11 protein-coding genes are annotated in these 13,053 nt (G+C 45.9%); 3 read left to right on the top strand and 8 right to left on the bottom strand.

The annotated features are described in order from the left end of the window. Positions 1–90 precede the first annotated feature (90 nt). A complete protein-coding gene (locus tag L1D15_RS16100; RefSeq protein WP_239867334.1) occupies positions 91–987 on the bottom strand; it encodes a LysR substrate-binding domain-containing protein in 897 nt (298 codons plus the stop codon). Between L1D15_RS16100 and L1D15_RS16095 the strand changes: the two genes are divergently transcribed. Beyond that, a complete protein-coding gene (locus tag L1D15_RS16095) occupies positions 947–2,344 on the top strand; it encodes a D-amino acid dehydrogenase (protein WP_345779107.1) in 1,398 nt (465 codons plus the stop codon). The genes L1D15_RS16100 and L1D15_RS16095 overlap by 41 nt on opposite strands. A gap of 282 nt (positions 2,345–2,626) precedes the next feature. Next, the gene (locus L1D15_RS16090) at positions 2,627–4,165 is read left to right on the top strand and encodes an alanine/glycine:cation symporter family protein (RefSeq protein ID WP_239876423.1); all 1,539 of its coding nucleotides are present in this window, start codon (positions 2,627–2,629) and stop codon (positions 4,163–4,165) included. A gap of 119 nt (positions 4,166–4,284) precedes the next feature. Here the strand turns inward: L1D15_RS16090 and L1D15_RS16085 are convergent, their stop codons facing one another. The 4 genes from L1D15_RS16085 to guaB all read right to left on the bottom strand — a co-directional run bounded on the left by L1D15_RS16085 (position 4,285) and on the right by guaB (position 10,044). Beyond that, positions 4,285–4,875 carry a GPR1/FUN34/YaaH family transporter gene (locus L1D15_RS16085; RefSeq protein ID WP_038156453.1) on the bottom strand — a complete coding sequence of 197 codons (591 nt, stop codon included), beginning with the start codon at positions 4,873–4,875 and terminating at the stop codon, positions 4,285–4,287. A 181-nt stretch (positions 4,876–5,056) separates the two neighbouring features. Then, entirely contained in the window at positions 5,057–6,712 is a 1,656-nt protein-coding gene (locus L1D15_RS16080) for a chitinase (protein WP_239876422.1), read from the bottom strand. A 188-nt stretch (positions 6,713–6,900) separates the two neighbouring features. Next, positions 6,901–8,454, bottom strand: coding sequence for a glutamine-hydrolyzing GMP synthase (guaA, locus tag L1D15_RS16075; protein ID WP_038513204.1), 1,554 nt, complete (start codon positions 8,452–8,454; stop codon positions 6,901–6,903). Between the two features lie 126 nt (positions 8,455–8,580). Continuing rightward, positions 8,581–10,044 (bottom strand): IMP dehydrogenase, encoded by a 1,464-nt coding sequence (guaB, locus tag L1D15_RS16070; RefSeq protein WP_239876421.1) that lies wholly within the window; start codon positions 10,042–10,044, stop codon positions 8,581–8,583. Positions 10,045–10,276: 232 nt separating this feature from the next. Here guaB and xseA point away from each other — a divergent pair, with 232 nt between their 5' ends. Further along, positions 10,277–11,608: an exodeoxyribonuclease VII large subunit gene (xseA, locus tag L1D15_RS16065; protein WP_239876420.1), complete on the top strand. Its 1,332-nt coding sequence runs from the start codon at positions 10,277–10,279 to the stop codon at positions 11,606–11,608. A gap of 1 nt (position 11,609) precedes the next feature. On the opposite strand, the gene L1D15_RS16060 is transcribed toward xseA, so the two are convergent. The 3 genes from L1D15_RS16060 to L1D15_RS16050 all read right to left on the bottom strand — a co-directional run bounded on the left by L1D15_RS16060 (position 11,610) and on the right by L1D15_RS16050 (position 12,997). Next, positions 11,610–11,798 carry a zinc ribbon domain-containing protein gene (locus L1D15_RS16060; protein ID WP_239837643.1) on the bottom strand — a complete coding sequence of 63 codons (189 nt, stop codon included), beginning with the start codon at positions 11,796–11,798 and terminating at the stop codon, positions 11,610–11,612. Then, the gene (locus tag L1D15_RS16055) at positions 11,711–11,974 is read right to left on the bottom strand and encodes a hypothetical protein (protein WP_239868579.1); all 264 of its coding nucleotides are present in this window, start codon (positions 11,972–11,974) and stop codon (positions 11,711–11,713) included. The genes L1D15_RS16060 and L1D15_RS16055 overlap by 88 nt, the downstream gene beginning before the upstream one ends. A 156-nt stretch (positions 11,975–12,130) precedes the next feature. After that, positions 12,131–12,997 (bottom strand): alanyl-tRNA editing protein, encoded by an 867-nt coding sequence (locus tag L1D15_RS16050; RefSeq protein WP_239876419.1) that lies wholly within the window; start codon positions 12,995–12,997, stop codon positions 12,131–12,133. Between the last annotated feature and the right edge of the window lie 56 nt (positions 12,998–13,053).

Raw genomic sequence — 13,053 nt, 5'->3', positions numbered from 1 at the left:
CGCTGCCCCGTAAGCACGCCAGCAAGTGGAAACTTGCTGGCATTATTAAGTGTAGTGGGTGCATATACACTCGCAAACGCTATTTACAATTTAACTAATAACACTTTGTTGTTTCAGCCAACTTTTAAACAGCCGAGTATGCGGGTTGTCGACGTGAGTAATAATGAAATACCCCGCTCTGGCACGGATAGCTGGGAATGGCGCCACTAACCTGTGCTGTTTTAACTCATCCCCTAATAGTGCCATGCGCGCCAACGCCACACCGACTCCGGCTTCAGCTGCAGACATAGCCATGTCGGTACGATTAAAGAAGTGCCCCTGATGGGTGTCAAACTCAAGCGAGTGCTCTTGGGCCCAAAATTGCCATTCATGATCTTTGGTCGAGCCTTTCCATGGCATCGCATCATGGAGCAAGGTCACCTGTTGCCAGCTCTGTGCACTCCCTGACACACTAAGATGAGCAAAATGACGAAAATACCCTGGGCTCATTACTGGCAGCAAAGATTCCTCCATCAATAGCTCAGCGTCAGGCAACTTATAGGGTAATGGCCCGTAATCAATCGCGATATCGTAATCTCGGTTGTCGCTATCAACCAAGGCTCCCTCAGCAAACGTGTGGATCTGTATTTCAGGGTGTTGTTTCTGGAAATCTTCTAAGCGAGGCACCAACCACTTAAAAGCAAGTGAAGGGGTCAGCTTAAGTCGGATCTGCTTACTATCCGTCACATGCGTAAGTTGGTAGATAGTATCTTCAATAGCCGCTAAATGCGGTGAAACTGACTCAACTAATTTTTGACCTTGATCTGTCAAGCGAATACCTCTCGCATGACGCTCAAACACGTCAAAACCTAGACGTTCTTCCGCCGACTGAAGCTGTTGGCTGACGGCACCTGTAGTGAGGTTAAGCTCACTGGCCGCACTGGTCAGGCTGTGGTGTCTGGCGACAATGCACACTAGATTGATTCCATTAAGCAGAGCTGATTTCATAAAGCTTTTAGTTTTTCTAAACAGTGATATTAATTCTTATCGATTGTTAACCAGATGTAAATCCAACATTCTTGAAAAAATTCCCCGTTTATGGAGTTGGAGTGTGAAAGTCGTCATTTTAGGCAGCGGAGTGGTCGGATTAACCAGCGCTTGGTATTTACAGCAAGCGGGGTGTCAAGTTACGGTGATTGATCGCCAACCACGATCCGCAGAAGAAACCAGTTTTGCCAATGCGGGCCAGATCTCTTATGGCTACTCTTCACCATGGGCGGCTCCTGGCGTGCCCATGAAAGCCATAAAATGGTTATTAGAAGAGCATGCACCGCTAAAGATTAAGCCTAGCCTCAGCCCAGAACTCCTCCGTTGGGCTAGCCAAATGTTAAAAAATTGCCAGCTGGACAGGTATCGGATTAACAAAGCCCGTATGTTGGCGATTGCCAATCGTAGCCGAGAGTGTTTAGCGCAGTTAAACCAGCAATACGACCTCAACTATCAAGGGCGTACTCGAGGGACGTTACAAATTTTCCGTAACCGCAAGCAATTACTTGCAGTAGAAAAAGATATTGCACTGCTAGAAGAAAGCGGCACTCGATACCAGTTGCTGAATGCTCAAGAGTGTTTAGTGCAAGAGCCTGGGCTCGCCCACATTCAAGGAACACTTACCGGAGGTCTCTATTTACCAGATGATGAGACTGGAGACTGCTATTTGTTCTGCCAACAACTGCAAGCAATGGCAGAACAAGCTGGGGTTGAGTTCATCTTCAACACCGAGATACATAGCCTCAACACACAAGGTAATCAGGTACTCTCAGTCAACACATCGCAAGGGGAAATTGCCGCAGACAAAGTTGTGGTAGCCATGGGCAGCTATTCAAAATCGCTTTTAGAGCAAGTTGGTATAGACATCCCACTCTACCCCGTCAAAGGTTACTCACTCACCTTGCCTATCATTGACGAAGCATTCGCACCTCAATCAACCATTATGGATGAGACCTACAAAGTGGCCGTGACTCGCTTCGAAAATCGAATTCGCGTCGCGGGCACAGCCGAGCTGGCTGGTTTTGATCCCGCCCTGCCGGATAAACGACTCGCTACGTTGAATCATGTTGTGTCTAACTTATTTCCGGATGGGACAGATTTATCTCGCGCAGATTATTGGACAGGCTTCCGTCCAATGACCCCCGACGGCACGCCGATCATCGGAAGCACATCAATAAAGAACCTCTTTACTAATACTGGGCACGGCACCTTAGGTTGGACTATGGCCTGTGGCTCAGCAGAGATCCTGACAGAAGTGATTACACAGTCAAATTATCACCAATATAAGGAGCTCAGCACGCATCGATACAACGAATAGTGTAAATACCTACAATCGATGATATTGACAGTACAAAAAACGAGCTACACAACTATAGCGCGCATTGTTAGTGCGCTATGGATTGGGTCATATCAATTCATTTTTCAAGCATTTTGAAACTACTCGCTACGATAACACTACTCGTTAACATTTATTTAGCATTTTGTGCCTAAGCTCACGCAAATAAATTTTAAAGTACAAATCGGTTAACATCAGAGTTACAAAAAGGTTAATATTCTGTTCGCAAAACAACCACTATAAAACTAAACAGGGAAAATACTTATGCAGTCATTAGTTGATTTTCTGAATGGAATCATCTGGAGTCCGGCACTGATTTATTTGTGTCTTGGCGCTGGCTTGTTCTACTCAATCATGACGCGATTCGTGCAGATTCGTCACTTCGGTGAAATGTGGCGTCTGCTTCTTTCAGGTAAAAGCTCGTCCAAAGGCATCTCTTCTTTTCAGGCACTCGCCGTTTCACTTTCAGGACGTGTAGGTACAGGTAACATTGCTGGTGTTGCCGCTGCTATCGGCTTTGGTGGCCCGGGCGCGGTATTTTGGATGTGGGTGGTAGCATTCTTTGGTGCTGCGACAGCCTACGCGGAATCCACGCTTGCACAAATTTACAAAGAAGAAGACAACGGTGAGTTCCGTGGTGGTCCTGCTTACTACATTGAGAAAGCAATGGGTCAAACGTGGTATGCGTGGATCTTCGCTATTGCGACCATTTTTGCATGTGGTTTCCTACTGCCGGGGGTTCAGTCAAACAGTATTGGTAATGCAGTTGAAGCCGCATTTGGCTCAGGTGCTATGATCGAGACAGCGATCGGTACATTCAGCTTTGCGAAAATCTTCACTGGTACTGTTATCTCCGTCATTCTAGCCTTCATCATCTTCGGTGGTGTTAAGCGTATCGCGAACTTCACACAAATCGTGGTTCCTTTCATGGCGCTGGCTTACATCGTAACGGCCTTCATCATCATCCTTCTAAACATCGGTGAAGTACCACGCGTATTCTCAATGATCATTGGTGATGCGTTCACACCTATGGCAGGTGTTGGTGCGGCCATCGGCTGGGGTGTTAAACGTGGTGTTTACTCAAACGAAGCGGGTCAAGGTACAGGTCCTCACGCAGCTGCAGCAGCAAGTGTTGACCACCCAGCTCAGCAAGGTCTGGTACAGTCGTTTTCTATCTACATCGATACGCTACTAGTATGTTCGGCGACAGCATTTATGATTATCATCACGGGTGCTTACAACGTACACGGTACAGAAGGCTTCTTAGTTCAGAACGTAGCAGCGGACATTGCAGCGAACGGCCCTGTCTTCACTCAGATGGCAATTGAAAGCGCATTACCGGGTATTGGTAAGCCGTTCATTGCGATTGCATTGTTCTTCTTTGCTTTCACAACCATCCTTGCTTACTACTACATCGCAGAAACAAATGTGGCCTATATCCGTCGTCACATCAAAGTTAACGGCTTGATGTTCGTACTAAAAGTGGCACTTATTGCGGTTGTGTTCTACGGTACAGTTAAGACTGCAAACCTTGCATGGGCGATGGGTGATGTGGGTGTTGGCCTGATGGCATGGCTCAACATAGTTGGTATTCTGATCATCTTCTTTATGGCGAAGCCAGCACTTAAGGCTCTACATGATTACGAAGAACAGCAGAAGCAAGGCGTCACAGAATACACATTCAACCCTGTTAAACTGGGCATAAAAGGCGCAGATTACTGGGAAGATAAATATCGTCGTAAGACAGGTAAAGAACCTACAGCAGAAGAAGAATCCAAGCCAGTTGAGCAACCTTCAACCTAATTTGGATATCTAAGATAAAAAGCAGTGGTAAAAAAGGGGTTAGCCTATGGCTAACCCCTTTCATCTTATGTTCCCAAATATATTTCTAACACGGCCATTAGCCATGCCAGCAATATTCTTTACGCCGCAACAGCTTCCGTTGCAACTGATGCTTTTTTCTCACCAATAGGCAGAATCGTGCGGCCATATTCGTTGTTCAGTACTTGAGCCATCGCGAAGTAGATTGCACTTGCACCACAGAAAATGCCTTCAAAACCTGCAATTGTGCCAATCAGCTCACTCCCCGTGAAATCACGTGCGGCAAGTAGGAAAAACAAAATAGTTAGCGAGCCGAAAACCACTTGCTTCGCTGTTGGGTAGCAAAGAGATCCGATAAACATGAAACCCGTGAAGATGCCCCACAGAGCTAGGTACCAACCCATAAAGTGTGCAGGGCTTGCCGGCAACCCCATGTAAGGCATAACAATCAAGCCAACCAGTGTTAGCCAGAACAAGCCATAAGAAGTAAATGCGGTAGTACCAAACGTATCACCACGTTTAAAGCACATCATGCCGACAATCACTTGGCTCAGACCACCATAGAAAATACCCATTGCCAAAATCATTGAATCAATTGGGAAGAAGCCTGCGTTATGAATGTTTAGCAGGATGGTTGTCATACCGAAACCCATCAGACCAAGTGGAGCTGGGTTAGCCAGTTTTGTTGACATTTTGCACACCTTTCAAAAAAATTAATAAAATTTACGCGCGAAGTTTAATTCCGTTCAATAAAAAAGATAGATCTGGAATGTGCAATCTAAGATTACAAAAACCGTCCCATAACGCGAAAGCAAACCAAAAAGCTCCTGCTTATTGCAGGAGCTTAGTTTACGAGTTATGAACCTGTTTACATTACTGGCAAGAGATTTCATCCCAGAACCAGTTTGACTGGGTTGGCGTATCCCAAACACCCGGGCCATTCTTAGCAACAAAGCATTTACCTTCATGGGTGACTTTATCGCCGTTGGCAACTTGAGTTACACCAGCTTGCCACTGAATAAAGGTATCAGGTTCTGGCGTTGGGTCAGGATTCGGGGTTGGATCTGGCGTAGGCTCAGGTGTGGGTTCAGTTGGCGTGCCAGAGATGAGTTCCCACGGTCCACCTGCGTCTGGGGCATCACCTTGTGTCCACCATTTCGCTTTATACGTCACTCCTAGATAGGTAACTTCCTCACCCGCATTGTAAACCTTACTGGCACTCCAAGCCTTTCCTGTGCCAGGATCAGGGTCAACCGGGTCTAACTGGTCAACAACACGCACTTCAGGCCAGCTAGCGTGAGAACCATACATATTCGTCACACATTTTTCGTAGTCACCTGGTACCAGCGCAGAGTAAGCGGTCTGGAATCCAACCAATTCACACTCAAATGAATAACCACCCGGACGATCAGCATAGTACTTCCAGTTGCCATCCCAGTTGGTGTAAAGCACATCCGTCGCACCATTTAGGTTAAGGCTACCGTATGGAGTCTGTTGCCAGCAGGTATTCTTTTCATCGGCTTCGATTGGAATCTGGTAATGAGACGACAGTCCTTCCCAATATCTTATACGGTTGACGGGTTGCCCTTTATTTTTATTCTGTTCTCCACACTCAATGCCCCCATTGATGATATTAATCGTGGTGCCAAAGCCATAACCAATCCCCGCTTCAATTTCACGTTGAGAAGGCGACCACGTTTTATCAATCACATGCAACATCGCTGGTTTCGGTGCTTGTGGCGTTAAAAAGAACCAGATCGCAGATGCTAAGTTCAACCAAGAGTCGGCAACTAAGCCTGGGTTGTTGAGCAAAACAGACGCATCACCATCAAACATTGCTTCGGAAAACGCGCCGTAATTAAAGTGGTAAGAAAGCTGCTTAGCACCGCGTCCAAAATAGCCCTGCCCTGCCGCACACGGCCATTTTTTATTTTGCCAATCATTCTGACCACAACCGGTGGTATAGCCCTCCTGACCTTCAGACCAGCCCATTTCACGTACATGCACTAACGCCTGTTGCCACTCTTCAAGACCTAATGGATTATCCGACACATTATCTTTGGCAATATGCCCCCCAGTTTCCTGCGCGAAGTGGGCAAATGCCGTTACGATCGAGCGTTTACAGATCGCATCGGAATCTCGCCCATCCGTATACTCGGCACAAAAGGCGGGAAACTTACCAATCGCCCGTAGGAAACGTGTATAAGTGTACTCAGGCGCAGCCATATTGGTCAGAAAATCCCACTCTACCTGAGGAAACACACGCTCAGCGCGCTTAACGTTATCCGGATTAGTGACAAGGCTAGGCTCAATCGCTTCAACAACGCTATTTGGTGCGGTGGTAAGTGCCTGAGACCATATCTGGTACATAGGGTCGGAAGTTTGTGCTTGCTCTGCCGCCTGTATGTCAGCGCGGGCAACCACATAACCGTTAGGATTCTGTGGATCAGGCTGAATATTAGTCATAGCCCAACTGGACGAAACAACCGCCGAAGATACAGCAGCGGCCAAATAGGTTATTTTTCTCATCACAATTTCCCTTGTTTTATAAAACTTAGGGAATGTTAGAAAAAGACAAATCAAGAATCACGGTGAATGAATGAGCCTATTGTTAAGTTGCGAGTCACTTTGGAGTTACAACGCAATAAGGAGTAATTTCGACCAATAAAAAACCAGCCCGAAGGCTGGCTTTCAATTGGGGTACATCGAATGGGAAGTTATTCCCACTCAATTGTCGCTGGTGGCTTACCTGAAATGTCGTAAACTACGCGAGAAATACCGTCAACTTCGTTGATAATGCGGTTAGAAACCTTACCTAGGAAGTCGTATGGTAGGTGTGCCCAATGCGCAGTCATAAAGTCGATCGTTTCCACTGCGCGCAGAGAAACCACCCAGTCGTATTTACGACCGTCGCCCATTACACCAACAGAGCGTACAGGTAGAAATACCGTGAAGGCTTGCGATACCTTGTTGTAAAGATCCGCTGCATGTAGCTCTTCAATGAAGATAGCATCTGCACGACGTAGCAAGTCACAGTACTCTTTCTTGATTTCGCCAAGAACACGAACCCCTAGACCAGGACCTGGGAATGGATGGCGGTAAAGCATGTTGTAAGGCAGACCTAACTCTAGGCCAATCTTACGAACTTCATCTTTGAACAGCTCACGTAGAGGTTCAACAAGGCCCATTTCCATATCGTCTGGCAGGCCGCCAACGTTATGGTGAGATTTGATTACGTGTGCTTTACCTGTCTTAGATGCCGCTGACTCGATGACGTCTGGGTAGATAGTACCCTGAGCAAGCCATTTCGCGTTTTTCAGCTTCTTAGATTCTTCATCGAATACGTCGACAAATACGTGACCGATAGTCTTACGCTTCTCTTCTGGATCCGACTTACCTTCAAGAGCGGCAAGGAAACGCTCTTCTGCGTCAACTTTGATGATGTTCAGACCGAATTGATCGCCAAACATATCCATTACTTGTTGACCTTCGTTTAGACGAAGTAGGCCATTATCGACGAATACACACGTTAGTTTGTCACCGATTGCACGGTGAACCAGCATCGCAACGACAGATGAATCCACACCGCCCGACAGGCCTAGGATGACTTCGTCGTCACCTACCTGCTCTTTAATACGCGCAACGGCATCTTCAATGATCGATTCAGAAGTCCATAGCCCTTCACAACCACATACGCCAAGAACAAAGTTCTCAAGCATTTGCTTGCCTTGCTTAGTGTGCGTTACTTCAGGGTGGAACTGAACACCGTAGTATTTCTTCTCTTCATTGGCCATTGCCGCATAAGGACAAGTATCTGTCTCACCGACTTTTACGAAGTCCGCTGGAATTTCTACCACTTTGTCACCATGGCTCATCCACACATCTTGAGTTGCTTCAAGATCTTTAAACAGTGCCGATTCACCAGAAACTTTGACTTGTGCGTAGCCGAATTCACGCTCGGTTGAACCAGCAACTTTACCACCTAGCTGCTCAGCCATAGTCTGCATGCCGTAACATACACCTAGTACTGGCACACCAGAGTCAAATACATATTGAGGCGCGCGTGGAGAGTTGTCTTCCGTTACGCTTTCTGGACCACCAGATAGAATGATACCGTCTGGATTGAATTCACGAATATCCGCTTCTTCAACGTCCCAGCTCCACAGTTCACAGTAAACACCGATTTCACGTACACGGCGTGCGACTAGCTGAGTGTACTGAGAACCGAAGTCCAAGATCAGAATACGTTGGTCATGAATATTTTTAGTCATTTTGAGCAGTCTTATAAGCTAGGTTATTAAAACGGAGGCGAGTGTACTCGCCTCTTATTAATGCTTCAAGGAAAAAAGCAAACGTTTACGTCAGGTGTATAGGTTTTCTTTTTACAACAGTAAAAATTAACCTAGACGGTAGTTTGGTGCTTCCTTGGTAATTTGAACGTCGTGTACATGAGACTCTTTCATGCCAGCGCCCGAAATACGTACAAATTCAGCTTTGGTACGCATATCTTCAACGGTTGCACTGCCAGTAAGGCCCATGCTTGAACGTAGACCACCCATTTGTTGGTGAACGATCTCTTTTAGGCGGCCTTTGTATGCGATACGGCCTTCGATACCTTCAGGTACAAGCTTGTCTGCTGCGTTGTCAGATTGGAAGTAACGATCAGATGAGCCTTGAGACATAGCGCCCAGAGAGCCCATACCACGGTAAGCTTTGTAAGAACGGCCGTTGTATAGAATGACTTCACCTGGTGCCTCTTCTGTACCCGCGAACATTGAGCCAACCATCACACATGATGCGCCAGCAACGATAGCTTTACAGATATCACCGGAGAAACGGATACCGCCATCGGCAATAACTGGAATGCCATATTCGTTCGCAACTTCAGCTGCATCTGCAATAGCAGTAACCTGAGGAACACCCACACCTGTTACGATGCGAGTGGTACAGATAGAACCAGGGCCGATGCCCACTTTCACCGCACTGACACCTGCTTCGATCAGTGCTTTAGCACCAGCACCGGTTGCAACGTTACCGCCAATGATATCTAGATCTGGGTAAGCCGCACGAGTTTCTCGAATACGGTTTAGTACGCCTTCAGAATGACCATGAGAAGAGTCGATAAGTAGAACGTCAACACCCGCTTCAACCAAGGCTGCAACACGCTCTTCGTTACCCGCGCCCGCACCAACTGCTGCACCAACGCGTAGACGACCTTGCGCATCTTTACATGCGTTTGGTTTACGTTCTGCTTTATGGAAATCTTTCGCTGTGATCATACCGGTTAGTTGGAACTCATCGTTCACGACCAGTACTTTCTCAACACGTGCTTCATGCATTTTCTCTTGCACTTCTTCACGAGTTGCACCTTCTTTTACTGCCGCCAGACGCTCTTTAGGCGTCATAACCACTTCAACTTTCTTAGAAAGGTCAGTTACGAAACGAACGTCACGGCCAGTGATGATACCAACTAACTCATTGTTATCAGTTACGACAGGGAAACCTGCAAAACCATGCTTCTCTGTTAGAGCCACAACGTCTGCAATTGTTGCATCAGGGTTTACCGTAACCGGATGTGAAACCACGCCAGCTTCGTAAATCTTAACCTGATGAACCATCTTAGCTTGTTGCTCAATAGACATATTCTTGTGGATAAAGCCAATGCCACCCTCTTGCGCTAGCGCGATAGCTAGACGAGCTTCAGTAACAGTGTCCATAGACGCTGAAATCATTGGGATGTTTAGAGTGATGTTCTTAGTCAACTGAGTGCGAAGATCAGCTGTGTTTGGGAGAACGGTGGAGTGAGCTGGCACGAGTAGTACATCATCGAATGTCAGCGCTTCTTTGGCAATTCTTAGCATTTGCAATATCTCACAATTAGAGGAGTAAAAAGACAACCCAATCTCATCGTTTCGCGTAATGAGGGTAACCAGTTTTAGGTTGTTGGCTACATTTGGATTAGATATTGCGGAGGGATTATACGGTTAACGCAATCGCTTGACCACAAGTTTTTTTAATTTTTTTCTTGCAATTGCCCCCTTGCTATGTATTATATTGCCGCTAATTTCCATACTCACGCCTATGAGATTAGCTGTGTCATCTCTGACCAATCAAAACATCTTCACTGTTTCTCGTCTTAATTCTGAAGTTCGCCTATTACTAGAAAATGAAATGGGTATTGTGTGGTTGGTCGGTGAAATCTCAAACTTCTCTTCGCCAGTTTCAGGCCATTGGTATTTTACCCTCAAAGACTCCCGTGCCCAGGTCAAGTGCGCCATGTTTCGTGGTAACAATCGACGAGTCACATTCAAGCCACAGAGTGGTAATCAAGTCTTAGTCAAAGCTCGTTTATCCTTGTATGAACCGCGCGGCGATTATCAATTGATTGTTGAGAGTATGCAGCCAGAGGGTGATGGCAGGCTTCAGCAACAGTTTGATGAATTGAAGATGAAACTTGCCGGAGAAGGACTATTTGCCCAGAGCAATAAAAAGCCTTTACCTGAGCACCCTAAGTGTGTCGGTGTCATCACATCCAAAACAGGCGCAGCACTATTTGATATTCTAGATGTCCTTAAAAGACGTGATCCTTCATTACCTATCGTGGTTTACCCGACATTGGTGCAAGGAGAAGATGCGGCGATTCAGATCGCACAGGCGATAGGGTGTGCAAATAGCCGAAACGAATGTGACGTGTTGATTGTAGGCCGTGGTGGTGGCTCTTTAGAAGATCTTTGGTGCTTCAACAACGAAATTGTCGCACGTACAATCGCAGCCAGCCAAATACCTATTATCAGTGCTGTTGGTCATGAAATTGATGTGACTATCGCGGATTTTGTTGCGGACATGCGCGCACCAACTCCATCTGCCGCTGCCGAAATAGTCAGTAGAGATAATAGCCACAAAGCAGAGGCCATCAATTCACGTAAACACAAATTGCAAAGTGCGATTCGATACTACTTGACGCAGCAAAAGCAAACGACTGCAACGTTATTGCATAGACTGGAACGTCAGCACCCAACTCACCAGTTACAACGTCAAAGCCAACAGCTTGATGATTTGTCACTGCGCCTTCAACGATCAATGGAAAACTACCTATCCTCACGCAGACAAAACCTAGAACGCCAACAGTACAAACTACAGCTTCACTCTCCTGTCACAAAACTTCGCGAGCAAAAACTGGCGTTACAAAGGCTTGAACAAAAGCTTACGGATGCCTTGGACAGAAAGCTGTTAAAATCACGTCATCAGCTGGCGCTCGCGGCTGAAAAGCTCGATACCGTCAGTCCACTTGCCACATTAAAACGTGGATACTCTATTACTCAGGATACATCTGGAAAGGTTCTAACCAGCGCCACAGAAACAAGATCGGGCGACACCTTGGTCACCCGTGTATCTGACGGCGAAATACGCTCAACCGTTATCTAAGCTAACTCTGTTTGATAAATTCAATCCGCACTTTTGACTTGGATTTTAATTCATTGCAGGAATGGCAAAAATAGCTCGCTGATCCACACGCTTGGATTTTCTCTAGTTGCTTATTACAATCTGGACAGTAACCAACTTTGGTGTAATTACTTGCACAATCACTACAGCGATAGTGACCTTGCCATTCCAGTTCTCGTTGACATATTGGGCACTGATCCATTTTGACTCTCGTAATCGTTTTATTTTCTCGACCAACAGCTTATATTTGTTGCTATCGAGAACACAATGATCCACATCACGCCCAATGGCAAGTTTCGCTCGGTATGATGGGCTAAAGATCTTAATAAGATCATCGGCTAAATCCATTTTGATCAGCGATCACCCCCTAAAAGAATATTTATATCACCACACACCGAAAGCATAAGTTACATGTGCTGTTTTTGAACTTTAAGCGATATAAAAAACCAAATTAAGTTAAAAACAACCAATAGATAAAAATTTAATAAAAAGATCCACTCTAGCTCATGCTGCTATTACATTGGTACGCATTTCGATATTTTGTGTATCAAGTTGAGTAAAACTCACCCTAATCGCTTTGTATTCATTAAGACTTTTAGCATGCGTGCCGCCACATGGAATTTCAGCTACGCTCCCTTCACCAAGATCACATTGCCAATATCGTGAGTCTGTTAAAGACTCTCCGCAGCACTTTATATTGATTTTTGCCTCTAAGGATAACCATTGTTCTATTTGTTGGTTAACCAACACCTGTATCTGTACAAGGTCTTTTAACACATCTGCGCTGTTCAAACCTCGTTTGCGCAAAGTTTTCCCTAAGCGGTAGGTATCGACACACTGATCTTCACTCACATAACTGGTTTCCTGAGCATAGCTATTAAAGTCATAGTTGCCGTGAGGGTCCTTGCGATCGGCATCTTTACGCCAATATCCATGCTCTACTAAGACCTTATTGAGCGCCAAAAATGCGATATGTCCTGCGCTATGTCCCCTGCTCAATGCTTGCTGATAAGCTTTATCTACAACTAATGTGACTTCCTGACCGAGGCGAAGGTTTATTGCAGACTCTTCCAAACAATGCACTACGACAAATACCCAGCCCTGTGTGTCTCGCTTGACTGGAATGTCCTTATCCACGTAGAGCTCACCGCTGCTCAACTCAACCGCTCCCACTACACAATCTTTAACCTCGTATCCCTCTATCCTTCCCTTATCAGCTGGGTGATCAGGCCATATATGACTCACGGGATGAAACGGTGTCACCTCTGTGATGACATAGAGTGCATTTTCTCCCTGCTTAACAAGTTGAATAGAAGATGTAAGTTGCCAGATCTGATGGCAAAAACGTGTAATCGTCGGTGTCACTGACATTTTATGTATCCTATATAAAAAAAGCGCCCTTCTTAGAGGCGCTTTCATACAATCAT

The sequence above is a fragment of the Vibrio sp. Isolate25 genome, from assembly GCF_022398025.1.
GTDB classification, from domain to species: domain Bacteria; phylum Pseudomonadota; class Gammaproteobacteria; order Enterobacterales; family Vibrionaceae; genus Vibrio; species Vibrio coralliilyticus_A.
This window is presented reverse-complemented; position numbering and strand designations above follow the sequence as displayed.

Coding starts and splice junctions, on each gene's coding strand:
- L1D15_RS16095 (WP_345779107.1), top strand. CDS start 947: ATGCACACTAGATTGATTCCATTAAGCAGAGCTGATTTCATAAAGCTT.
- L1D15_RS16100 (WP_239867334.1), bottom strand. CDS start 987: ATGAAATCAGCTCTGCTTAATGGAATCAATCTAGTGTGCATTGTCGCC.
- L1D15_RS16090 (WP_239876423.1), top strand. CDS start 2,627: ATGCAGTCATTAGTTGATTTTCTGAATGGAATCATCTGGAGTCCGGCA.
- L1D15_RS16085 (WP_038156453.1), bottom strand. CDS start 4,875: ATGTCAACAAAACTGGCTAACCCAGCTCCACTTGGTCTGATGGGTTTC.
- L1D15_RS16080 (WP_239876422.1), bottom strand. CDS start 6,712: ATGAGAAAAATAACCTATTTGGCCGCTGCTGTATCTTCGGCGGTTGTT.
- guaA (WP_038513204.1), bottom strand. CDS start 8,454: ATGACTAAAAATATTCATGACCAACGTATTCTGATCTTGGACTTCGGT.
- guaB (WP_239876421.1), bottom strand. CDS start 10,044: ATGCTAAGAATTGCCAAAGAAGCGCTGACATTCGATGATGTACTACTC.
- L1D15_RS16055 (WP_239868579.1), bottom strand. CDS start 11,974: ATGGATTTAGCCGATGATCTTATTAAGATCTTTAGCCCATCATACCGA.
- L1D15_RS16050 (WP_239876419.1), bottom strand. CDS start 12,997: ATGTCAGTGACACCGACGATTACACGTTTTTGCCATCAGATCTGGCAA.